25 protein-coding genes are annotated in these 23233 nt (G+C 62.1%); 1 reads left to right on the top strand and 24 read right to left on the bottom strand.

Going from position 1 to position 23233, the window contains the following annotated elements; all coding sequences use genetic code 11:
• Positions 1 to 60 precede the first annotated feature (60 nt).
• From JOE27_RS12110 to trmJ, 21 genes are all read right to left on the bottom strand, one after another.
• On the bottom strand, positions 61 to 852 hold the full coding sequence (locus tag JOE27_RS12110; protein WP_046784476.1) for an amidohydrolase: 792 nt from the start codon (positions 850 to 852) through the stop codon (positions 61 to 63).
• Positions 840 to 1988, bottom strand: a complete 1149-nt coding sequence (locus JOE27_RS12115) for a pyridoxal phosphate-dependent aminotransferase (RefSeq protein WP_174141566.1) — start codon at positions 1986 to 1988, stop codon at positions 840 to 842. Before JOE27_RS12115 ends, JOE27_RS12110 begins: the two co-directional genes overlap by 13 nt.
• Before the next feature lie 119 nt (positions 1989 to 2107).
• Entirely contained in the window at positions 2108 to 3571 is a 1464-nt protein-coding gene (gene der / locus JOE27_RS12120) for a ribosome biogenesis GTPase Der (protein ID WP_012316132.1), read from the bottom strand.
• A gap of 117 nt (positions 3572 to 3688) precedes the next feature.
• The gene (gene bamB, locus JOE27_RS12125; protein WP_046784478.1) at positions 3689 to 4831 is read right to left on the bottom strand and encodes an outer membrane protein assembly factor BamB; all 1143 of its coding nucleotides are present in this window, start codon (positions 4829 to 4831) and stop codon (positions 3689 to 3691) included.
• A 1-nt stretch (position 4832) separates the two neighbouring features.
• Positions 4833 to 5474, bottom strand: a complete 642-nt coding sequence (locus JOE27_RS12130) for a tetratricopeptide repeat protein (protein WP_039602044.1) — start codon at positions 5472 to 5474, stop codon at positions 4833 to 4835.
• A gap of 39 nt (positions 5475 to 5513) precedes the next feature.
• The gene (gene hisS / locus JOE27_RS12135; protein WP_012316135.1) at positions 5514 to 6803 is read right to left on the bottom strand and encodes a histidine--tRNA ligase; all 1290 of its coding nucleotides are present in this window, start codon (positions 6801 to 6803) and stop codon (positions 5514 to 5516) included.
• 24 nt (positions 6804 to 6827) lie between these two features.
• Positions 6828 to 7937: a flavodoxin-dependent (E)-4-hydroxy-3-methylbut-2-enyl-diphosphate synthase gene (ispG, locus tag JOE27_RS12140; RefSeq protein WP_012316136.1), complete on the bottom strand. Its 1110-nt coding sequence runs from the start codon at positions 7935 to 7937 to the stop codon at positions 6828 to 6830.
• A gap of 3 nt (positions 7938 to 7940) precedes the next feature.
• Positions 7941 to 8972, bottom strand: a complete 1032-nt coding sequence (locus JOE27_RS12145) for a RodZ domain-containing protein (protein WP_115273920.1) — start codon at positions 8970 to 8972, stop codon at positions 7941 to 7943.
• A complete protein-coding gene (pilW, locus tag JOE27_RS12150; protein ID WP_046784481.1) occupies positions 8969 to 9730 on the bottom strand; it encodes a type IV pilus biogenesis/stability protein PilW in 762 nt (253 codons plus the stop codon). Before pilW ends, JOE27_RS12145 begins: the two co-directional genes overlap by 4 nt.
• Before the next feature lie 13 nt (positions 9731 to 9743).
• Positions 9744 to 10889: a 23S rRNA (adenine(2503)-C(2))-methyltransferase RlmN gene (gene rlmN / locus JOE27_RS12155; RefSeq protein ID WP_012316139.1), complete on the bottom strand. Its 1146-nt coding sequence runs from the start codon at positions 10887 to 10889 to the stop codon at positions 9744 to 9746.
• 28 nt (positions 10890 to 10917) lie between these two features.
• Positions 10918 to 11343, bottom strand: coding sequence for a nucleoside-diphosphate kinase (ndk, locus tag JOE27_RS12160; protein ID WP_033701183.1), 426 nt, complete (start codon positions 11341 to 11343; stop codon positions 10918 to 10920).
• Between the two features lie 89 nt (positions 11344 to 11432).
• The gene (gene iscX, locus JOE27_RS12165; RefSeq protein ID WP_003248529.1) at positions 11433 to 11633 is read right to left on the bottom strand and encodes a Fe-S cluster assembly protein IscX; all 201 of its coding nucleotides are present in this window, start codon (positions 11631 to 11633) and stop codon (positions 11433 to 11435) included.
• A 10-nt stretch (positions 11634 to 11643) separates the two neighbouring features.
• On the bottom strand, positions 11644 to 11985 hold the full coding sequence (gene fdx / locus JOE27_RS12170; protein WP_039604293.1) for an ISC system 2Fe-2S type ferredoxin: 342 nt from the start codon (positions 11983 to 11985) through the stop codon (positions 11644 to 11646).
• Between the two features lie 3 nt (positions 11986 to 11988).
• Positions 11989 to 13851: a Fe-S protein assembly chaperone HscA gene (gene hscA, locus JOE27_RS12175; protein WP_115273919.1), complete on the bottom strand. Its 1863-nt coding sequence runs from the start codon at positions 13849 to 13851 to the stop codon at positions 11989 to 11991.
• Positions 13852 to 13893: 42 nt separating this feature from the next.
• Entirely contained in the window at positions 13894 to 14415 is a 522-nt protein-coding gene (hscB, locus tag JOE27_RS12180) for a co-chaperone HscB (RefSeq protein WP_046784483.1), read from the bottom strand.
• Between the two features lie 8 nt (positions 14416 to 14423).
• Positions 14424 to 14747, bottom strand: a complete 324-nt coding sequence (iscA, locus tag JOE27_RS12185; protein WP_008092567.1) for an iron-sulfur cluster assembly protein IscA — start codon at positions 14745 to 14747, stop codon at positions 14424 to 14426.
• 42 nt (positions 14748 to 14789) lie between these two features.
• Positions 14790 to 15176 carry a Fe-S cluster assembly scaffold IscU gene (iscU, locus tag JOE27_RS12190; RefSeq protein WP_007929523.1) on the bottom strand — a complete coding sequence of 129 codons (387 nt, stop codon included), beginning with the start codon at positions 15174 to 15176 and terminating at the stop codon, positions 14790 to 14792.
• Positions 15177 to 15222: 46 nt separating this feature from the next.
• Positions 15223 to 16437, bottom strand: coding sequence for an IscS subfamily cysteine desulfurase (locus tag JOE27_RS12195; protein WP_012316144.1), 1215 nt, complete (start codon positions 16435 to 16437; stop codon positions 15223 to 15225).
• Positions 16438 to 16488: 51 nt separating this feature from the next.
• Positions 16489 to 16980 carry a Fe-S cluster assembly transcriptional regulator IscR gene (gene iscR / locus JOE27_RS12200; RefSeq protein WP_046784484.1) on the bottom strand — a complete coding sequence of 164 codons (492 nt, stop codon included), beginning with the start codon at positions 16978 to 16980 and terminating at the stop codon, positions 16489 to 16491.
• 179 nt (positions 16981 to 17159) lie between these two features.
• Positions 17160 to 17945, bottom strand: coding sequence for a serine O-acetyltransferase (cysE, locus tag JOE27_RS12205; protein WP_046784485.1), 786 nt, complete (start codon positions 17943 to 17945; stop codon positions 17160 to 17162).
• 3 nt (positions 17946 to 17948) lie between these two features.
• Positions 17949 to 18704: a tRNA (cytosine(32)/uridine(32)-2'-O)-methyltransferase TrmJ gene (trmJ, locus tag JOE27_RS12210; protein ID WP_115273918.1), complete on the bottom strand. Its 756-nt coding sequence runs from the start codon at positions 18702 to 18704 to the stop codon at positions 17949 to 17951.
• Positions 18705 to 18854: 150 nt separating this feature from the next.
• Between trmJ and suhB the strand changes: the two genes are divergently transcribed.
• Positions 18855 to 19673, top strand: coding sequence for an inositol-phosphate phosphatase (gene suhB, locus JOE27_RS12215; RefSeq protein WP_012316148.1), 819 nt, complete (start codon positions 18855 to 18857; stop codon positions 19671 to 19673).
• Positions 19674 to 19731: 58 nt separating this feature from the next.
• Here the strand turns inward: suhB and JOE27_RS12220 are convergent, their stop codons facing one another.
• From JOE27_RS12220 to secD, 3 genes are all read right to left on the bottom strand, one after another.
• Positions 19732 to 20277 carry a glycine zipper 2TM domain-containing protein gene (locus JOE27_RS12220; protein WP_046784487.1) on the bottom strand — a complete coding sequence of 182 codons (546 nt, stop codon included), beginning with the start codon at positions 20275 to 20277 and terminating at the stop codon, positions 19732 to 19734.
• 119 nt (positions 20278 to 20396) lie between these two features.
• Positions 20397 to 21305: a protein translocase subunit SecF gene (gene secF, locus JOE27_RS12225; RefSeq protein WP_115273917.1), complete on the bottom strand. Its 909-nt coding sequence runs from the start codon at positions 21303 to 21305 to the stop codon at positions 20397 to 20399.
• A 10-nt stretch (positions 21306 to 21315) separates the two neighbouring features.
• On the bottom strand, positions 21316 to 23178 hold the full coding sequence (secD, locus tag JOE27_RS12230) for a protein translocase subunit SecD (RefSeq protein WP_119687744.1): 1863 nt from the start codon (positions 23176 to 23178) through the stop codon (positions 21316 to 21318).
• Positions 23179 to 23233 lie beyond the last annotated feature (55 nt).

The following is a 23233-nucleotide window of genomic DNA, read 5'->3' on the forward strand; positions in this document are numbered from 1 at the left end:
GGGGCCGCTCTGCGACCCTTTCGCGACACAAGGCCGCTCCTACCGGGGGGCGGTGCTGGCTCAATGCAGCTCGAAGGTATCGGCATCCAGGTTGGCCGGGAAGCGGGTACGGTAGTTGGCGAGCTCCGCCGCCCTCAGCACGACCGTGAACACCCCGTCTGCCTCGCCCGCACTGAGCAAGCTTTCACCCTGGAAATCCAGCACCTGGCTGTCGCCGGAATACGCGAAACCCTTGCCATCGGTGCCCACCCGGTTCACCGCCGCCACGAAGCACAGGTTCTCGATACCCCGCGCCGGCAGCAGCCGGTTCCAGTGCTGGCGGCGCGCCGCCGGCCAGTTCGCGGTGTACAACAGCAGGTCGGTATCCTGGGCATCGCGGCTCCACACCGGGAAACGCAGGTCATAGCAGATCAGCGGGCGTACCCGCCAGCCCTTGATCTCGAACTGCACCTGACGCTCACCCGGGGTGTAGTGCTTATGCTCACCGGCCATGCGGAACAGGTGGCGCTTGTCGTAGTGCAGGATCTCGCCGTCCGGGCGCGCCCACAGCAAGCGGTTGCGGTGGCTGCCATCGGCGGCCTGGATGATCACGCTACCGGTAACCACTGCGTTGATGCGCTTGGCCTGAGCCTTGAGCCATTTGTAGGTCGGGCCGTTCTCGGGCTCGGCCAAGCTTTCCGATTCCATCGAAAAACCAGTGGTGAACATCTCGGGGAGGATCACCAGGTCGGCATCTCCAGCCTGGTCGAGCAACACCTCGAAATGCGCGTAATTGGCCTCGCGGTCGTGCCAGGCCAGGGCCGTTTGCACCAGGGCGATTTTCAGGTTGGGCAGTGCACTCAGATCGCGCATAGTTTTTCCGCTGCCTGACGCAGCGTCTCCTCACGTTTGGCAAAGCACAGGCGTACCAGGCGTTGCTCGGGGATGGGTTGCTGGTAGAACACCGACACCGGAATGGTCGCCACGCCGTGTTCACGGGTGAGCCAAAGGGCCATTTCGACGTCGTTCAGGTCTGGCCGGATCTGCGAATAGTCCACCAGCTGGAAATAGGTGCCGGCCGTGCGGGTAAAGCTGAAACGCGAACCGTTGAGCAGGTCGCAGAACAGGTCGCGCTTGGCCTGATAGAAACCTGGCAGTTCGTCGACATGCTGAGGGTGTTCGGCCATGAAGTCCGCGAGTGCACACTGCAGCGGTGTAACCCCGCAAAAATTGACGTACTGATGCACTTTGCGCAGCTCCGCGCTCAAGGCAGGTGGCGCGACCACATAGCCGGTCTTCCAGCCGGTCACGTGGTAAGTCTTGCCGAACGAACTGACCACGAACGCGCGGCGGTACAGCTCTGCATGGGCCAGAACGCTGGCATGACGTACGCCATCGTAGACCAGGTGTTCATACACTTCGTCGCTGACCAGGTAGATATCGCGGTCAGCGATCAGGCGCGCCAACTGGTCCAGGTCTTCAGCCGTGATCAGCGCACCACTGGGGTTATGCGGCGAATTGAGGATGACCATGCGTGTGCGCGGGCTCAGGGCATCGCTGAACCTCTGCCAGTCGATACCGAAGCCGCCATCACTGAGCTGTACGTGCACGCAGCGTCCGCCGGCAAGCGCCACGGAGGGCTCATAGCTGTCGTAACAGGGGTCGAAGACGATCACCTCGTCACCCGCGTGGATCACCGCCTGGATGGCACAGAAGATCGCCTCGGTGGCGCCCGGGGTGATGGTCACTTCCTGATCGGCATCGACCTTGGTCCCATACAGGCGCTCGACCTTGGCCGCCACCTGCTGGCGCAAGGCCGGCAAGCCGGTCATCGGCGCATACTGGTTATGCCCGGCGGACACATGGCGGCCAACCGCATCGAGCAAAGCCTGCGGGCCATTGAAGTCTGGGAAACCCTGGGAAAGGTTGAGCGCGCCCGTCTGCACGGCGAGCTGGGACATGGTGGTGAAGATGGTCGTGCCGACGTTCGGCAGTTTGCTGCGGATCATGAAGCCCTCTTTCCTGCGGGACGGAGAGCTATAAGCTACAAGCTCCAAGCCACAAGAAAAAGCGACATGTATCAGCGTCCGCTCATTCTTGCAGCTTGCGACTTGAAGTTTGCCGCTTGTCAGCGCTTGTCGCGGCGCTTCTTCTCGGCCTTCTTGTGGTGCGACATCAAGCGGCGCTTCTTGTTGACCTGGCGGTCGGTGAGGGTGTTCTTCTTGCCCTCGTACGGGTTCTCACCGCCTTTGTACTCGATGCGGATCGGCGTACCGACCAGTTTGAGCACCCGGCGGTAAGTGTTTTCCAGGTAACGCGAGTACGACTTGGGAATCTTCTCGGTCTGGTTGCCGTGGATCACGATCAGCGGCGGGTTGGCACCGCCGAGGTGGGCATAGCGCAGCTTGATGCGGCGGCCGTTGACCAGCGGTGGCTGGTGCTCACTGACGGCATCTTCGAGGATCTGCGTCAGACGGCTGGTTGGCCAGCGGGTGACCGCCGATTTGAACGCGGCCTGCACCGACTTGTACAGGTGGCCCACGCCGGTGCCGTGTAGCGCCGAGATGAAGTGGATGTCGGCAAAGTCGACGAAGAACAGCCGGCGCTCCAGCTCGGTCTTGACGTAGTCGCGCTCACCCGACTCCATGCCGTCCCACTTGTTCAGGGCGATGACGATGGCGCGGCCCGCTTCCAGGGCGAAGCCCAGCAGGTTGAGGTCGTGGTCGACCACACCCTCGCGGGCGTCCATGACGAAGATCACCACGTTGGCGTCCTTGATCGCCTGCAGCGTCTTCACCACCGAGAACTTTTCGACTTCCTCGTGGATCTTGCCGCGCTTGCGCACGCCAGCGGTGTCGATGAAGGTGTACTTCTCGTTATCGCGCTCGAACGGGATGTAGATACTGTCACGGGTGGTACCCGGCTGGTCGTAGACGACCACGCGCTCTTCGCCGAGCATGCGGTTGACCAGGGTCGACTTGCCCACGTTGGGGCGGCCGATGATGGCGATCTTGATGCCATCCTTTTCGCTCGGGCCGGGGATGCGTACCGCTTCCTCGCCTTCGGCAACCTCCTGGTCGAGGGCTTCTTCCTCAGCATCGCGAGGAATGTGGCCCAGCACCGACTCCATCAACTGATTGATGCCGCGGCCCTGCGAGCCGGCCACCGGAATGGCATTGCCCATGCCCAGCGGCGAAAACTCGGCGCGGGCGACGTCGGCGTCGATGTTGTCGATCTTGTTGGCCACCAGGATGGCCGACTTGTTCCGCTTGCGCAGGTGCTCGGCGATCATCTGGTCGGCGGCAGTCATGCCGGCGCGGGCGTCGACCAGGAACAGCACATAGTCGGCTTCTTCGATGGCCATCAGCGACTGCTCGGCCATCTTCTCGTCCATGCCCACTTCGTCACCGGTGATACCACCGGTGTCGATCAGGATGAAGGAGCGACCCTGCCAGCTGGCATCACCATACTGGCGGTCACGGGTCAGACCCGACAGGTCACCCACGATGGCATCGCGGGTTTTGGTCAGGCGGTTGAACATGGTGGATTTGCCGACGTTCGGCCGTCCCACCAGGGCGATTACGGGAACCATGCGGCTCTCCACTCTTGAATTCTTGAAAATGCAAAGGCCGCTGCAAGGCAGCGGCCGGAGTTCGGGCGGCGTGTCCTACGCCGCAACTCAAGACCTGTCGTGGCCTTGAGCATAGCTTCAGCGGATGGTCAGTGCCTCGAGCTTGCCGCTGTTGCCAAAGACATAGATGGTGTCGCCGACCACCAGGGGCCGGGCGCGCAGGCCATCGCTGTCGATACGCTCACGGCCGACGAAACGGCCGTCGACCTGGCTGAGCAGGTGCAGGTAACCTTCGAAGTCACCTACAGCCACGTAGCTGGAGAACACTTCCGGTGCCGACAATTGGCGGCGCGCCATCGAGTCGTTGGTCCACAGTGCGCTGGAAGAGCGCTCGTCGACACCCTCGACACTGCCCGAAGCTTCGCTGACATAGACGTTGCCGAAACCTTGGGCGACACCCACGTAGCTCGAGGCATCACGCTGCCACAGCACACGGCCGCTTTCCAGGTCCAGGCCCGCTACGCGGCCCTGGTAGGTGCTGACGTACAGCGTACCACCGGACAGCAGCAGGCCGCCGTCGATGTCGACCACACGGTCCAGCTCGGAACGGCCCTGCGGGATCGCCACACGGCTCTCCCACACCGGCACGCCGTTGTTGATGTCGACCGCGACCACTTTGCCGGTGGACAGGCCGGCGACGGCCAGACGGTTGGTGACGATCGGCGCACCGGTGCCCCGCAGGGTCAGTACAGCCGGGGTGCTCTCGTAGATCCAGCGGCGGTCGCCGGTAGCGGCATCGAGGCCGATCAGACGGTCGTCCTGAGTCTGCACCACCACAACGTCACCGTTGTTGGCAGGCGGCGCCAGGACTTCGCTGGTTACGCGCGAGCGCCAGCGCTCTTCACCGGTGCTGGAGTCCAGGGCAATCACTTCACCCTTGAGGGTGCCGAGCATGACCAGGCCATAGCCAACGCCGACGGCGCCGGAAACCGGCAGCTCCAGATCCTGCTTCCACACCACGTCGCCGGTAATGCGGTCGAGGGCGAAGACTTCGCCATTGACGTCGCTGGCGTAGATGCGGTCGTTCTCGATGGCTGGCACCAGGGTATTGTAAGTCTCGCCCTGGCCGTCACCGATCGAACGGCTCCACTGCTTTTTCAGTACCACTTCTTCGGTGAACTTGGTCAGCTCGGCCGGAGGCAGTTCCTTCTTGCTGTTGCTGCTGCAACCTGCGGCCAGTACGGCCAGGGTCAGCACTGCTGCTTGTTTCCAACCGATCACGTCACGCGTCCCCTTTGGCCAAGTCATCCAGCTTCAGTTGCAAGCCACCGACCGCCGCCTCATCGGACAGCGCGGCCTTGGCTTTTTCATAAGCGCTGTGGGCATCGTCGGCACGACCCAACTGCACCAGCAGGTCGCCCTTCAATTCTTCACGGCTGGCCAAAAACGCCTTGTCGGCGTCGCCGTCGAGCAGCTTGAGCGCATCTTCAGCCTTGTCCTGGGCCGCGAGCACGCGTGCCAGGCGCTGGCGCGAAATTTCGCCCAGGGTGTCGTCAGCAGGCTTGTCGAGCACATTCTTGAGCTCGGCAGCGGCGTCGTCGAGCTTGCCGCTCTCAACCGCGACCTTGGCCACGAACAGGCTGCCGTACTGGGCGTAGGCGGTACCACCGAACTCGCTCTTGAGCTTGCCGGACAGCTCCGCGACCTTGGTCGCGTCCGGCTGCCCGCTTGGCGTCAGGCTGGTTTCAAGCAGGGCCTGATACAGCTGCGATGCGCCTTGCGACTGGTTGTCCTGGTACTTGTGCCACGTGTTCCAGCCCAACACCACTACGCCAGCCAGCAGCGCACCGGTCAGCAGTGGCTTGCCGTTACGGTTCCACCAGTCCTTGACCCCTGCCAGGTCATCATCATCGGTACTCGACACCCCAATACTCCTTTTCGCCTATTCGCTTGTTGAACCGCGTTACGCCTGAGCGATCGCGGTTTCCAGGTGCTCAGCCAGAGCATCCCAGGCAATGTTCTGTTGTTCGCCCTGACCACGCAGGGGCTTGAGGCCAATCTCTTGCTTGGCCAGCTCATCGTCACCCAGGATCAGGGCGAACAACGCGCCGCTCTTGTCGGCTTTCTTGAACTGGCTCTTGAAGCTGCCGCCACCGGCGTTGACCGCCAGGCGCAGGCCCGGCAGCCGGTCGCGCAGGCTCTCGGACAAGCGCAGGCCAGCCAGCTCCGCCTGCTCGCCGAAGGCGCACAGGTAGACATCGATCTGACGGTTGATGGACGCCGGTACCTTGCCCAGGGTCTCCAGCAGCAGGATCAGGCGCTCGATACCCATGGCGAAACCAACGCCGGTGGTCGGTTTGCCACCCATCTGCTCGACCAGGCCATCGTAGCGGCCGCCTGCACAGACGGTGCCCTGGGCGCCGAGCTTGTCGGTGACCCACTCGAACACGGTCTTGCTGTAGTAGTCCAGGCCACGCACCAGCTTGGTGTTGATCACAAACGGAATGCCGGCGGCATCCAGACGGGCCTTGAGGCCCTCGAAGTGCACGCGGGAGTCTTCGTCGAGGTAGTCTTCCAGCTTCGGCGCGCCGACCAGCACCGCCTGGGTGTTCGGGTCCTTGCTGTCGAGGATGCGCAGCGGATTGCTCTTGAGGCGGCGCTGGCTGTCTTCGTCGAGTTGTTCCAGGCGCGCCGAGAGGAACTCGACCAGCGCGTCGCGGTAGCGGGCGCGGGCCTCGCTGGTGCCCAGGCTGTTCAGCTCGAGCTTGACCGCATCCTGGATGCCCAGCAGGCCCCACAGACGCCAGGTCAGCATGATCAGCTCGGCATCGATGTCCGGGCCGTCCAGGTTGAACACCTCGACGCCAATCTGGTGGAACTGACGGTAGCGGCCCTTCTGCGGGCGCTCGTGGCGGAACATCTGGCCGATGTACCACAGCTTCTGCACCTGGCCGTTGCCAGTGATGCCGTGCTCGAGCACTGCACGTACGCAGGCAGCGGTGCCTTCAGGGCGCAGGGTCAGCGAATCGCCGTTGCGGTCCTCGAAGGTGTACATCTCTTTTTCGACGATGTCGGTGACTTCACCGATGGAGCGCTTGAACAGCTCGGTGAACTCGACGATCGGCGTGCGGATCTGGCTGTACCCATAGGTGTCCAGCAGCCCGGCGACGGTGCCTTCGAAGTAGCGCCACAGCGGCGACTGCTCTGGCAGGATGTCGTTCATGCCACGGATGGCTTGCAGCGATTTGCTCACGAAAAGTCCTTACGAATCTGTGTATCAGCCGCGGGCGATCAGCGCCGCGTCGGCCTCGACCTTTTCGGCCGCTTTCTGGCGGATGAGCTTTTCCAGCTCATCGACCAGGTTGTCATTGGTCAGTTTCTGCGCCGGCTTGCCGTCGATGTAGATCAGGTTCGGCGTGCCGCCGGTCAGGCCAACGTGGGCTTCCTTCGCTTCGCCAGGGCCGTTGACCACACAACCGATCACCGCCACGTCCAGCGGTACCAGCAGGTCTTCCAGGCGCCCTTCCAGTTCGTTCATGGTCTTGACCACATCGAAGTTCTGCCGCGAGCAGCTCGGGCAGGCGATGAAGTTGATGCCACGCGAACGCAGGTGCAGCGACTTGAGGATGTCGTAGCCGACCTTCACTTCCTCGACCGGGTCGGCCGCCAGCGAAATGCGGATGGTATCGCCGATGCCTTCGGCCAGCAGCATACCGAGGCCGACGGCGGATTTCACCGTGCCGGAGCGCAGCCCACCGGCCTCGGTGATGCCCAGGTGCAGCGGCTGGATGATCTGCTTGGCCAGCAAGCGATAGGCTTCGACGGCCATGAACACGTCGGAGGCCTTGACGCTGACCTTGAAGTCCTGGAAATCCAGGCGGTCGAGGTGCTCGACATGGCGCAGTGCAGATTCGACCAGCGCCGCCGGGGTCGGCTCGCCATATTTCTTCTGCAGGTCCTTTTCCAGGGAGCCTGCGTTGACACCGATACGGATCGGGATGCCACGGTCACGAGCGGCATCGACCACAGCACGAACACGGTCCTCACGGCCGATGTTGCCCGGGTTGATACGCAGGCAGTCGACGCCCAGTTCGGCCACGCGCAACGCGATCTTGTAGTCGAAGTGGATGTCGGCGACCAGCGGTACGCTGACCAGTTGCTTGATTTTGCCGAACGCCTCGGCGGCGTCCATGTCCGGTACCGAAACACGGACGATGTCGACCCCCGCATCGACCAGGCGCTGGATCTGGCCAACGGTGGCGGCGACATCATTGGTGTCGGTGTTGGTCATGCTCTGCACCGCGATGGGGGCATCACCACCCACCGGCACATTGCCGACCCAGATTTTGCGGGATTCGCGACGTTTGATCGGAGATTCGCCGTGCATGACTTACTGTCCCAACTTCAGGCGAGCGGTTTCGCCACTGGTGAACGGGGCAACATCGACGGCCTGGCCGTTGTAGCTGACCTGGGCGCCGCGGGCAAAGCCCAGGCGCACCGCGAACGGCGGCTTGCCGGTCAGCTCGAGGTTGTCGCCCTTGCGCTTGATGGCGCTGAACAGCACCTTGCCGTTGCCATCGGACACCTGGGTCCAGCAATCGGCGGTGAACTGGATTGCAACCTTGGCGCTGCCGGCCGGCACGGCGGCAGGCTCGGTGGCAATGGCCGGCACGCTGGCGGCAGGCGCCACAGGGGCGGCCTGGGCTACGGTGGCGGCTGGCGTGGCTGGTGCAGCAGGTGCTGCCGTTGTCGGCGCAGGCGCTTCAGCCTGTGCAGGCGCCTGCTGGACCGGCGCGGCTGCTGCGGCAGCCGGGGCGGCCTCGCTGCTGGCCTCGGCAACCGGCTCGGCAGGTGCCTGCTCCAGCGGCAGCGGCGCGCTTTCGCCCTGCTGGCCTAAGGTAACAGCCTGGTCTTCAGGCTCATCCAGCGGGTGGATCTGGGTGGTACCGTCGGCGCTTTCGACCTCGACATGCTCCAGGGCGATATTGGCCAGGTCCTTGCCGCGCAGGCTGCCCTGGTCCTGCCACCACAGGAAGCTGCCACCGACCACCGCAACCAGCAGCAACAGGCTGACACCGCGCAGGATGTTGTGCGAAAGGCGCACCGGCTCTTCGATGCGGCCCAGTGAATGTACGTCGCTGCCCTTGGCATGGGTGCCGGTGTACTGGTCGAAGGCCTCGACCAGCGGCGCCTGGTCCATGTCCATCAGCTTGGCATAGGCACGGATGTAGCCACGGGCGAAGGTATGCCCTGGCAGCTTGTCGAAGGCACCGGTTTCCACGTGGTTCAGCGAACTTACGGTGAGGTTGAGCTTGCGGGCCACCTCGGCTTGCGACCACTCCCGTCTTTCGCGGGCCTGGCGCAACAATTCACCGGGGTTCTGGCCAGTCGCTGCTGCTACTTCGGGATGCGCGGCTTTCATCGTTGCTCCGACAGGTATTGCTGATATTCCGGCGTACCGGGATAAAGTCGTTGTAATTGCTGGCCCAGTTCGGCCTGTGTGCCTTGCTCGTCGAACACCCGGGCAAGACGGCTACCCAGCAGGAGGCTACGGGCATTGTGATCGCTCAACTGGCTGAAACGATCGTAGAAACCCCGTGCCGGCACATAATGCCTGTTTTCGTAGGACAACTCAGCCATTTCCAGCAACGCCCTGGGTTGCCGCTGGTTGAGTTGCAGGGCCTTGCTCAGATACGCCTGCGCCTGGTCACGGTTGCCGAGTTTCAGGGCTGTCAGGCCAAGGTTCTCGTAGACGCGCGAACGTTCAGGATACAGGGTATCGGCGCTGGCCAGGCGAAACATCTGCTCGGCTTCGGCAAAACGCTGCTGAGCATATAGGAAACTGCCGTAATTGTTGCGAATTCGCGTGTCGCCGGGGCTTGCCGACAACGCTTTCTTGAAGTGTTCCTCAGCCAGCGCAGCTTCACCTTCGGCCTGAAACACCAGGGCCAAGGCTGCGTGAGCATCGCCATCCTTGGCATCGAGCACCAGTGCCTTGCCCAACGGAGCCTTGGCCTGCTCGGTCAAACCTTGTTGCAAATAGCCAAGCCCAAGCTGCACATAGGCACGCCCCGCCTCCACTCGCCCCTGTCGAGTTGCCAGTGGGTCATTCGCACCACCCGACACGCAGCCGGCCAGCAGCGAAAGCGCAAGGATCGACAGCGCGGCGCGCAGGCTCATGGCGGGCCCGGACTCAGTGGCGCACGGCGCTGTCTTGCAGCTCGGCGTCGGCAGACAGCTGACGTACGGCGATGTAGCGCTCGCTGCGGCGGGTACGGTCATTGACCTGGCCGACCAGCTGGCCACAGGCGGCATCGATGTCATCGCCACGGGTGGTACGGGTGGTGACGTTGAAGCCACCGTGGTGCAGCAAGTCCTGGAAGCGGCGAATAGCGTTGTTGCTAGGGCGCTCGTAACCGGAATGCGGGAACGGGTTGAACGGGATCAGGTTGATCTTGCACGGTACATCGCGCAGCAGTTCGATCATCTGCGCGGCATGCTCGGGCTGGTCGTTGACGTCCTTGAGCAGGGTGTACTCGACCGTCAGCACGCGCTTGCCACCCAAGGTGGCCATGTAGCCCATGCACGACTCCAGCAACATCTTCAGCGGGTACTTCTTGTTGATCGGCACCAGCTGGTTGCGCAGCTCGTCGTTCGGCGCATGCAGCGACAGGGCCAGGGACACGTCGATGTGCTTGGCCAGTTCGTCGATCATCGGTACCACGCCGGAGGTGGACAAGGTGACGCGACGCTTGGAAATGCCATAGCCCAGATCATCCATCATGATCTTCATGGCAGCGATGACATTGTCGAAATTCAGCAGAGGCTCGCCCATGCCCATCATGACCACGTTGGTAATCGCGCGGTCGATCTTGGCCGGGACGGTCCCGAAGGATTTGTTGGCAAGCCACACCTGGCCGATCACTTCGGCGGCGGTGAGGTTGCTGTTGAAGCCTTGCTTGCCGGTGGAGCAGAAACTGCAGTCCAGGGCGCAGCCGGCTTGCGACGAAACGCAGAGAGTGCCGCGATCGTCGGTTGGGATGTAGACGGTCTCGACGCAGCTGCCGGAGGCAACGCGGATCACCCATTTGCGGGTGCCGTCTGCGGAAATGTCTTCACTGACCACTTCCGGAGGACGAATTTCGGCAACAGCCTCGAGCTTTTCGCGCAAGGCCTTGCCGACGTTCGTCATGGCGGCGAAATCATCGACGCCAAAATGGTGAATCCATTTCATCACCTGGCCGGCACGGAAGCGCTTCTCCCCGATAGAGTCGAAGAATTGTTCCATTTCCGGCTGGGTCAGGCCCAACAGGTTGATTTTGCCAGTAGATGTCGTCATGGATTCACCCTCACCCGTAAGCTTTCGCTTAGCGAGTGGTTACCTCGGTAGCAGCGAAGAAGTAAGCGATTTCGCGAGCAGCAGCAGCTTCGGAGTCCGAACCGTGAACGGCGTTGGCGTCGATCGACTCGGCGAAGTCAGCACGGATGGTGCCGGCAGCAGCTTCTTTAGGGTTGGTGGCGCCCATCAGCTCACGGTTCAGAGCGATGGCGTTTTCGCCTTCCAGAACCTGAACGACAACCGGGCCGGAAGTCATGAAGGCAACCAGGTCACCGAAGAAGCCGCGCTCGCTGTGCTCAGCGTAGAAACCTTCGGCTTCGGCTTTGGACAGTTGCTTGATTTTCGAAGCAACGATTTTCAGGCCGGCGTCTTCGAAGCGAGTGGTGATCTTGCCGATGACGTTTTTGGCAACTGCGTCAGGCTTGATGATCGAGAAAGTACGTTGAACAGCCATGGAAAACTCCAGAATATGAGTGTTGCGAAAAATTAAACCCGCGAATTATACGCGGGTTCCAGGGGATTGCCTAACCTGCAGCGCCACGCTTAGTCGGCTTCGTCTATCCAGGCCGCCTGGATGGCCTCGAGCACTTTCTCACCGCCGCGTGACGGATCGTCGCTGAATTCTGGCAAGGCCAGCACCCAGCGATGCAGATCGACGAAATTCACATAACGAGGATCGACTTCCGGCTTGCTTTCTGCAAGCTGGATAGCGATCTCAAGTACATCAACCCATTTCAGACTCATTGAAAAATCCTCAGTGGGGCGCTTCGGCAGCGTGGTTGAGCGAGTATTTGGGGATCTCGATGGTCAGGTCCTGATCACCGACGACCACCTGGCAGCCGAGACGCGATTGCGCCTCCAGGCCCCAGGCCTTGTCCAGCATGTCCTCTTCGAGTTCGTCCGCTTCTTCAAGCGAGTCGAAACCCTTGCGCACGATGCAGTGGCAGGTGGTGCAGGCCTTTACGCCACCGCAGGCGCTTTCCATCTCGATGTGATGGTCGTGGGCCAGCTCCAGGATATTGGTCCCGGGCTCGACCTCCACGCTCAGCCCCTCTGGGCAGAACTTCTCATGCGGCAGGAATGTCACCAGCGGCATCGGTTACTCCTCGATCTCATTCAGGTTGCGCCCGGCCAGTGCGGCTTTGACCGTCGAATCAAGGCGACGGGCGGCAAATGCATCGGTCACCTGCGACAAACGCTTGGTCTGTTGCTCGATGGCAGGGCCATCGGTGCCGGTCAGCAAATCACGTAGTTCTTGCATCTGGAACTCGATGGCTTCGCGCTCTTCACTGCTGAGCAGTCGCTCGCCATCAGCATCCAGGGCTCCCTGGACAGCTTCAAGCAGGCGCTCGCCGTCGACCTGGTGTTCACGAAGCTGACGCGCCTGCTTGTCGGAGCCTGCGTGCTCGAAGGAGTCCTTGAGCATGCGTGCGATCTCACCGTCGGTCAGGCCGTAGGACGGCTTGACCTGGATACTGGCTTCTACGCCGGAACCCAGCTCACGGGCCGCGACGCTGAGCAAACCGTCGGCATCGACCTGGAAGGTCACGCGGATTTTCGCAGCACCGGCAACCATGGCCGGAATACCACGCAGCTCGAAACGCGCCAGCGAACGGCAGTCGCTGATCAGCTCGCGCTCACCCTGCAGAACGTGAATCATCATGGCCGACTGGCCATCTTTATATGTGGTGAATTCCTGCGCGCGGGCCACCGGAATGGTGGTGTTGCGCGGGATCACCTTTTCCATCAACCCCCCCATGGTCTCAAGACCAAGGGACAGCGGAATGACGTCGAGCAGCAGCAGTTCACCGCCTTCGCGGCGGTTGCCGGCCAGGGTGTCAGCCTGGATGGCGGCGCCGATGGCTACCACCTGGTCGGGGTCGATCGAGGTCAGCGGGGTACGGCCGAACAGCGTACCTACTGCTTCACGCACACGCGGTACGCGGGTCGAACCACCCACCATGACCACCGCACCCACTTCATCCAGCTCGACGCCACTGTCGCGCACGGCGCGGCGGCAGGCCTTGAGGCTACGGGCAATCAGCGGCTCGATCATGGCCTCGAAAGCGGCGCGGCTGAGCTCGCCCTGCCAGGCGCCATGGCGAACACTGACCACGTCGGTGTCGGTCAGGGCCTCCTTGGCGGCGCAGGCGGCCTGGAGCAGCTGGCGCTGGGTAGCAGGGTCGAGGTCGGCGGACAGGCCGGCCTGCTCGATGATCCAGCTGGCAATGGCGTGATCGAAGTCATCGCCCCCCAGGGCGGTGTCACCACCGGTGGCAAGCACTTCGAACACACCTGCAGTCAGGCGCAGGATGGAAATATCGAACGTACCGCCGCCCAGGTCATAGATGGCCACCAGGCCTTCGGCATTCTGGTCCAGGCCATAGGCCACGGCAGCAGCGGTCGGCTCATTGAGCAGGCGCAGTACGCTCAGCCCAGCCAGTTTGGCTGCGTCCTTGGTCGCCTGACGCTGGGCATCGTCGAAATAGGCCGGCACGGTGATCACCGCGCCCACCAGCTCGCCGCCCAAGGTCGCCTCGGCGCGCTCGCGCAGCACCTTGAGGATATCGGCGGACACTTCCACCGGGCTCTTCGGCCCCTGGACAGTATCGATGAACGGCATGTGCGACTCGCCGCCAATGAAGCGATACGGCAGCTGTTCACCCAGTTGCTTGACGTCGGCCAGGCCACGCCCCATCAGGCGCTTGACCGACAGCACGGTGTTCAGCGGGTCGCTGGCGGCAGCTTCACGCGCTGCCAGGCCGACCTCATTGTGGCCCGCCAGATAGCGCACTGCGGAGGGCAGAATGACGTTGCCCTGCGCATCGGGCAGGGGTTCACTGCGACCGCTGCGCAGGGCAGCGACCAGAGAATTGGTAGTACCCAAGTCAATGCCCACCGCCAGGCGACGCTGGTGCGGCTGGGGGGTTTGACCGGGTTCGGCGATCTGCAGTAGGGCCATGCTTATCTGAATACCTTAGGCGTCATCACGGGCAACGCCGGGTTAATCGTCGAGGCGCTCTTCTAGTTGGCGCACTTCCTGGGCGAGCTTGTCGAGGAACTGCATGCGGCGCATCAGGCGCTCGGCCTTGTCGCGCTCGGCAGGCACATCCCAGCAGGCGGCAAAATCCTCGTTGAGCTGTTCCTGAGCAGCCCTCAGGCGCTTCTTGAACACGGCGACACCGTCGAGGTCGGCTTCGTCCTGCAGCTCTTCGAGTTCCTCGCGCCACTGCATTTGCTGCAGCAGGAAGTCAGGGTCGTGGACCGTGACTTCCTGAGGCACCTCGTGGCCACCGATGGCCAGCAAATAGCGTGCACGGCGCGGGGCACTGCGCAGGGTCTGGTAGGCGTCGTTGAGGGCGGCGGATTTTTCCAGCGCTACCCGCTGCTCACGCTCGGAAGCGTCGGCGAAGCGGTCAGGATGAACCTCGCGGGCCAGCTCGCGATAGCGAGTGGCCAGCTTGTCGAGGTCCAACCGGAAGCACGGCTGGAGGTCGAACAGAGCGAAATGACAAGGAGTACCCACAGCCAGCCTCAGACGTTGAAGCTTTCGCCGCAGCCACACTCACCGCGTACGTTGGGGTTGTTGAACTTGAAGCCTTCGTTCAACCCTTCCTTGACGAAATCCAGCTCAGTGCCGTCAAGGTAAACCAGGCTCTTGGGATCGATGATCACCTTGACGCCATGGTTCTCGAACACGGTGTCCTCGTCCGCCAGTTCATCGACGAACTCCAGCACGTAGGCCAGGCCCGAGCAACCGGTGGTGCGCACGCCCAGGCGGATGCCCTCGCCCTTGCCGCGCCCTTCGAGGGAACGCCGCACGTGGTTGGCGGCGGCTTCTGTCATGCTGATAGCCATCGGTACTTTTTCCTCAACGTCGGTTACTTCGCAACAGGCGACTTAGATCAAGCCTTTCTTCTGCTTGTAATCGCGAACGGCTGCCTTGATGGCATCCTCGGCGAGTACCGAGCAGTGGATCTTGACCGGCGGCAACGCCAGTTCTTCAGCCAGCTGAGTGTTCTTGATGGTTTCAGCTTCGTCCAGGGTCTTGCCCTTCATCCACTCGGTGGCGAGGGAGCTGGAAGCGATGGCCGAACCGCAGCCGTAAGTCTTGAACTTGGCATCTTCGATGATGCCTTGCTCGTTGACCTTGATCTGCAGACGCATCACGTCACCGCACGCTGGGGCGCCGACCATGCCGGTACCGACATCCGGGTCCTCGGCATTCATCTTGCCGACGTTACGTGGGTTTTCGTAGTGGTCGATGACCTTTTCACTGTATGCCATGGTGCAATTCCTTCCTCATCAGGGAGCCGCTCTTGCCGGCGACTGCTTAGTGGGCGGCCCACTCGATCTTGGAGATGTCAACGCCGTCTTTGTACATGTCCCACAGCGGCGACAGCTCACGCAGTTTGTTTACAGCCTCGCAGACTTTCTGCGCGGCGTAGTCGACTTCTTCTTCGGTGGTGAAGCGGCCGAAGGAGAAGCGGATCGAGCTGTGCGCCAGCTCGTCGTTACGGCCCAGAGCGCGCAGTACATACGACGGCTCGAGCGAAGCGGAGGTGCAGGCCGAACCGGACGATACCGCGATGTCCTTGAGCGACATCAGCAGCGACTCGCCTTCGACATAGTTGAAGCTCAGGTTCAGGTTGTGCGGTACGCGGGCAGTCTGGCTACCGTTGACATACAGCTCTTCGAGGTCCGAGACCTGCTTGAAGAAGCGGTCGCTCAGGGCCTTGATGCGCTGGTTTTCAGCGGCCATTTCCTGCTTGGCAATGGCGAATGCTTCGCCCATGCCGACGATCTGGTGGGTCGGCAGGGTGCCCGAACGCATGCCGCGCTCATGGCCACCGCCATGGATGATCGCTTCCAGACGCACGCGAGGCTTGCGGCTGACGTACAGCGCGCCAATGCCTTTCGGGCCGTAGGCCTTGTGCGCGGAGAACGACATCAGGTCGACTTTCAGCTTTTGCAGGTCGATTTCCACCTTGCCGGCCGACTGGGCGGCGTCAACGTGGAACAACACGCCGCGCGAACGGGTCAGTTCACCGATGGCGGCGATGTCGTTGATCGAGCCGACTTCGTTGTTGACGTGCATCAGCGAGACCAGAATGGTGTCGTCACGCAGCACCGCCTCGACCTGGGCCGGGGTGACGATGCCGTCTTCGCCTGGCTCGAGGTAGGTGACTTCGAAACCTTCACGCTCGAGCTGGCGAGCGGTATCCAGGACCGCCTTGTGCTCGATCTTGGAGGTGATGATGTGCTTGCCTTTGGACTGATAGAAGTGCGCCACGCCTTTGATGGCGAGGTTGTCGGACTCGGTAGCACCGCTGGTCCAGACGATCTCGCGCGGGTCGGCGTTGATCAGCTCGGCAACCTGGCGACGGCCGTTTTCGACCGCTTCCTCGGCTTTCCAGCCAAACACGTGGGAGCGCGAAGCCGGGTTACCGAAGTTACCGTCGACCAGCAGGCAGTCGGCCATCTTCTGGGCGACACGGGGATCGACCGGCGTGGTCGCGGAGTAATCGAGGTAGATCGGCAACTTCATTGAGTATCTCCTATCAGGCGGTGGCGTCGCTCGTCGCACTGTTAATAAAGGTCAGTCGACGGCGGACGTCTCAATCTTGTCCAGCTGGGCAGAACGGCCTGCGACACGACGCAGGTCCTGGCGTTGGGCGACTTCCTGCACCTCACGGCGCATGACGAGGTCGGCCAGGCTGATGCCGTTGAGGAATTCGTGGATCTGCTGGCTGAGGTCGCACCACAGGTGGTGGGTCAGGCAGGTGTCACCGGCATGACAATCCCCAAGGCCCTGGCAACGGGTGGCATCGACCGACTCGTTGACCGCGTCGATGACTTGGGCAACCTGGATGGTTTCCATGCCACGGGACAGCTGGTAACCACCGCCTGGGCCGCGCACGCTGGATACCAGGCTGCTGCGGCGCAGCTTGGCGAACAGCTGCTCCAGATAAGAGAGGGAAATGCCCTGGCGCTCGGAAATGTCGGCCAAAGACACAGGCCCATGCTGCGCGTGCAAGGCCAGGTCAAGCATGGCTGTCACGGCGTATCGGCCTTTGGTAGTCAGTCGCATGGCTAATGGTTACCACGGGAGTTACAGGATGTGAGCGAGTATGCTATTCCCGAGCATTTAAGTCAACTATTAGACCTACTGCTTTAGTCGGGTTTGCATCTGGGAGGCGGGCGCGATTGTAGCAGCAAAGGGGCGTGAGCACACGCCCCACATGCCAGTATGACCTCCCTGCGGCGCGATCAATGCGACCGAGCGTCGCGCGGGGCAACTGCCGATATCTCGCTGAAGTCATCTTCGGGCAGGGCCGGCAGCTCTTTGGCGCAGTAGTCACTGCCCATTTTGGTCAATGCGCCACACATGCCTTCCAGCCGCTCGTCGACAGCCTGCAGGTGGTCGAGCATCTGGCCGATGGCACGCGCCACCGGGTCAGGCATGTCGCCACTGACGCCATAGGCATCGAAGCCGATCTTTTCGGCCATGGCCTTGCGCCTGGCCTCGACTTCGCTGTCTTCGCTCTTGACGATGATCCGCCCTGGAATGCCGACCGCCGTGGCACCTGCCGGCACCGCCTTGGTCACCACTGCATTGGAGCCGATCTTGGCCCCGGCACCGACGGTGAACGGGCCGAGCACTTTGGCCCCTGCCCCCACCACTACGCCGTTTTCCAGGGTCGGGTGACGCTTGCCCTTGTTCCAGCTGGTGCCACCCAGGGTCACGCCTTGGTAAAGAGTGACGTCGTCGCCGATCTCGGCGGTTTCGCCGATCACGATACCCATGCCGTGATCGATGAAGAAGCGCCTGCCGATGGTCGCACCGGGATGGATCTCGATACCAGTCATCCAGCGGCCAAAATTCGACACCAGGCGAGCCAGCCATTTGAAATCGCGCTTCCACAAGGCATTGCCCAGGCGATGCAGCCAGATGGCATGCATGCCCGGGTAGCAGGTCAGCACCTCGAAGGCATTGCGTGCCGCCGGGTCCCGATGGAAAACGCTCTGGATATCTTCACGCAGACGTTCGAACATCTGTCAGTCCTTCCTTTTATGCGGCTCGCCCCGTGCGACCTTCTGGGTCTCGGTGAGGATACCGCGCAAAATGCTCATTTCCGGACGTTCCACCGAGCTGCGCCCATACAGCCGGCGCAGGCGCGCCATCAGGTGCTTGGGCTTTTCGGGGTCAAGGAAGCCGATGTCCACCAGGGTTTTTTCCAGGTGTTCATAGAACAGCTCCATTTCGTCCATGGTCGCCAGCTCGCTGGCGTCGACCTTTTCGACTCTCTGCGCCGTGCCTTCAACCGCCAGCCAGGCCATGCGCACCTCATAGGCGAGCACCTGGACCGCAGCGGCCAGGTTCAACGAGCTGAAGTCGGGGTTCGAGGGAATGTGCACGTGAAAGTGACATCGCTGCAGTTCTTCGTTGGTCAGGCCGGCGTGCTCACGCCCGAACACCAAGGCGATCTCCTCACCGCCGACGGCATGCTCCACGGCCTTGGCCCCGCATTCACGGGGGTCGATCAACGGCCAGGGAATACTGCGCTCACGGGCACTGGTGCCCATGACCAGGCTGCAGCCGACCAACGCTTGCTCGAGGCTGTCGACCACCTGGGCACCGGCCAGCACATCGTCGGCACCGGAAGCACGCGCACTGGCGTCTGCGGCGGGGAACTCTTTTGGCTGCACCAGCACCAGACGCGACAAGCCCATGTTTTTCATGGCTCGCGCAGCGCCGCCGATGTTGCCGGGGTGGCTGGTATTGACCAGAACAACACGAATATTTTGCAGCAAGGTGTTGTGCTCACAGATGCGGGTTTTGGGGGTTCGATCTTACAGAACCGACCAGCGTAACGCCATGAAAGCAAATGTGACACTTCTGCCGCCAAACTTTTCTGCTAGAATGTTCGGCTTTCTTCTTTAACATCTCCAGGTGACCCGCCCATGCAGCCTATGCTGAATATCGCCCTGCGCGCCGCTCGCAGCGCCAGTGAACTGATTTTCCGCTCCATCGAACGCCTGGATAGCATCAAGGTGGACGAGAAAGAGGCTAAGGACTACGTTTCCGAGGTTGATCGCGCCGCCGAGCAGAAGATCGTCGACGCACTGCGCAAGGCCTACCCGAACCACTCCATTCAGGGTGAAGAGACGGGCATGCACGCGGGCACCGGCGAAGAAGGCAAGGACTACCTGTGGATCATCGACCCACTGGACGGTACCACCAACTTCCTGCGCGGCATCCCGCACTTCGCCGTCAGCATTGCCTGCAAATACCGTGGCCGCATTGAACACGCCGTCGTTCTCGACCCGGTACGCCAGGAAGAGTTCACCGCCAGCCGTGGCCGTGGCGCCCAGCTCAATGGCCGTCGCCTGCGCGTCAGCTCGCGCACCAGCCTGGACGGCGCCCTCCTGGGCACCGGCTTCCCGTTCCGTGACAGCCAGATGGCCGACCTGGACAACTACCTGGGCATGTTCCGCGCCCTGACTGGCCAGACTGCCGGCATCCGCCGCGCCGGCTCCGCCAGCCTGGACCTGGCCTACGTGGCCGCCGGCCGTTTCGACGCCTTCTGGGAGTCGGGCCTGTCCGAGTGGGACATGGCAGCCGGTGTGCTGCTGATCCAGGAAGCAGGCGGCCTGGTGAGCGACTTCAACGGTGGCCACGACTTCCTCGACAAGGGCCACATCGTTGCCGGCAACATCAAGTGCTTCAAGGCCGTGCTGACCGCTATCCAGCCGCACCTGCCAGAGCACATGAAGCGCTAAGCGCAGATTGCAGGCACAAAAAAAGCACCGGCGAGGTGCTTTTTTTGTGCCTGCAAGATTATTGCTGCCCGGCTTCACTCAGGATCAGCTTGCCGTTCTTGTCCAGCGGGATGGTCGAGCCCGGCTCGCGATCCATCTTCACCTTGCCGACCTGGTCACCGATCGAGTAGGTCACGTTGTAACCAACGACCTTCTCACTGACATCGTTGACCGTATTGCAACGGGTCTGCGTAGTGGTATAGGTATCACGCTCCTGCATGCCCTCCTGCACCTTGTTGCCGGCATAACCACCACCGACCGCACCGGCCACGGTGGCGATCTTCTTGCCAGTGCCACCACCGATCTGGTTACCCAGCAAGCCGCCCGCCAAAGCGCCAACAACGGTACCGGCAATCTGATGCTGGTCCTTGACCGGCGCCTGACGCGTCACGGCCACGTCCTTGCACACTTCGCGAGGGGTTTTCACCTGCTGCTTGATCGGCTGCACGTCGGTGACCTGGGCGTATTCGGGGCCTTTGTTCACCAAGCTGTAGGTCGCCACAGCACCTCCGGCAGTAACACCGACAGCACCCAGTACCGCACCCACCAGCATTGATTTATTCACTTGAACCTCCTGATTCATACCCGCGGGGTAAACCCGCCTGCTCCCAGCCTTGGAGCAAAAAAAAAGGCGCGAGTTCAACACTCGCGCCTTTTCGATCGCCGAACGGCTAGGGCTATGCCTTAAGGACGATCATCCACACCGTCGGTCTTGGCCGGCGGAATCAGGTCTTCGCTGTTCAGGTTCAGCCAGATCAGCACCACGTTGGCGATGTAGATCGAGGAGTAGGTACCCGCCATGACACCGATGAACAGGGCCAGGGAGAAGCCGAACAGGTTGTCACCGCCGAAGAACAGCAGCGCAGCGATTGCCAGCAGAGTCGAAACGGAAGTGGCTACGGTGCGCAGCAAGGTCTGTGTGGTCGAGATATTGATGTTCTCGATCAGCGAAGCCTTGCGCATCACGCGGAAGTTCTCACGCACCCGGTCGAACACCACGATGGTGTCGTTGAGCGAGTAGCCGATGATCGCCAGCACCGCAGCCAGCACCGTCAGGTCGAAGGTGATCTGGAAGAACGACAGGATACCCAGCGTCACCACCACGTCGTGGATCAGCGAGATGATCGCGCCCACGGCGAACTTCCACTGGAAGCGGAAGGCCAGGTAGATGAGGATGCCGCCCAGCGCCAGGAGCATGCCGAGGCCTCCCTGGTCACGCAGTTCTTCACCCACCTGCGGGCCGACGAACTCGACGCGCTTGACCGTCGCCGGGTTGTCACCGCCAATCTTCTGCAGGGCTTCGGCCACCTTGTTACCCAGCATCGGGTCATCGCCAGGCATGCGCACCAGCAGGTCGGTGGTAGCACCGAAGCTCTGTACCACGGCTTCGTTGAAGCCGGATTCGACCAGCTCGGCGCGCACTGCATTCAGGTCGGCCGGGCGCTCGTAGGTCAGCTCGATCAGCGTACCGCCGGTGAAGTCCAGGCCGAAGTTCAGGCCCTTCTGCCACCAGCTGAACAATGCCAGCACGGTAAGGAGCACGGTTACGGCGAACGCAACATTGCGCACGCCCATGAAATTGATGGTTTTCATCGTCGCTCCCTCAAACCCACAGCTTCTTGATGTCACGCCCGCCACAGGTCAGGTTGACCAGCGCACGGGTCATCATGATGGCGGTGAACATCGAGGTGAAAATCCCGAGGGACATGGTGACGGCAAAGCCCTTGACCGGCCCGGTACCCATGGCAAAGAGGATGCCGCCGACCAGCAGTGTGGTCAGGTTGGCATCGACGATCGCCGAATACGCGCGGTTGAAGCCTTCATGAATCGCGCGCTGCACCGACATGCCGGCAGCGATCTCTTCACGGATACGCGAGAAGATCAGTACGTTGGCGTCCACCGCCATACCCATGGTCAGCACGATACCGGCGATACCCGGCAAGGTGAGGGTGGCACCCAACAGCGACATCAATGCCAGCAGCAAGACCATGTTGCCCGCCAGGGCGATGGTGGCCAGCACACCGAACGCGCGGTAGATGGCGATGATGAACAGCGAGACGAACAGCATGCCCCACAGCGACGCATCGATACCCTTGGTTATGTTGTCGGCACCCAGGCTTGGGCCGATGGTACGTTCCTCAGCGAAGTACATCGGCGCGGCCAGGCCACCGGCACGCAGCAGCAGGGCCAGTTCGGACGATTCACCCTGGCCGTCAAGGCCGGTGATGCGGAACTGGCTGCCCAGCGGCGACTGGATGGTCGCCAGGCTGATGATCTTCTTCTCTTCAAGGAAGCTCTGCACCGGCACGTCTTTCTCGACGCCGTTGACCGTCTGCTTGACGTAGCGGGTGACCGGCTTCTGCTCGATGAAGATCACCGCCATGCTGCGCCCGACGTTGCTGCGGGTCGCGCGGCTCATCAGCTCGCCACCGTGGCCGTCGAGGCGAATGTTCACCTGCGGACGACCATGCTCGTCGAAGCTGGCCTGGGCGTCGGTGACCTGGTCACCGGTGATGATCAGGCCACGCTCGACCTGGGCGGAACGGCCACCCTCACGGAACTCGAAGACCTCGGTAGTGGCCCTGGACGCACCCGGCTCGGCACCGAAGCGGAACTCCAGGTTGGCCGTCTTGCCGAGGATACGTTTGGCTTCGGCAGTGTCCTGCACGCCTGGCAGTTCGACCACGATGCGGTTGGCGCCCTGGCGCTGAACCAGCGGCTCGGCGACGCCCAGCTCGTTGACGCGGTTGCGCACGGTGGTGAGGTTCTGCTTGATCGAGTATTCGCGGATCTCGGCGACTTTCGCCTGAGTCAGCGCCAGACGCAGCACGGCGGTTTCATTACGCTCGCTGGTGGTCAGGTCGAAATCACTGAAATTCTTGCGGATCAGGGCCCGTGCCTGTTCGCGGGTGGCATCGTCGGCGAAGCCCAGCATGATGCCGCCATCCTGCTGAGGCAGGCTGCGGTAGCGGACGCGCTCTTTGCGCAGCAAGGTCTTGACCTCGCCTTCGTAGACTTTCATGCGGGCACTCATGGCCTTGTCCATGTCCACTTCCAGCAGGAAGTGCACACCACCGGACAGGTCCAGGCCCAGCTTCATCGGGCTTGCACCCAGGTTACGCAGCCATTGCGGAGTGGTCTGGGCCAGGTTCAGGGCCACGACATAATCATCGCCCAGTGCCTTGCGCACTACATCCTTGGCTGGCAGTTGGTCTTCCTGATTGGTCAGGCGCACCAGCGCGCTGCCCTTCTCACCCAGGCTTGCACCCTTGACGGTGATACCGGCTTCGGTCAGCGCCTTGCTGACGCGGTCGAGGTCGGACTGGTTCACCTGCAGCGCCGAGCTGGCACCGCTGATCTGCACCGCCGGGTCATCCGGGTAGAGGTTGGGAGCGGAATAAATAAAACCGATCGCCAGTACCAACACGATCAGTGCGTATTTCCACAGAGGGTATTTGTTCAGCATCACGCCGCCCGTTCAAGACGCGGGGCGCGTTGCGCGCCCCGACTGGAAAAAAAAC

The organism is Pseudomonas sp. M5 (assembly GCF_016907075.1).
In the GTDB taxonomy this organism is placed as follows: domain Bacteria; phylum Pseudomonadota; class Gammaproteobacteria; order Pseudomonadales; family Pseudomonadaceae; genus Aquipseudomonas; species Aquipseudomonas putida_E.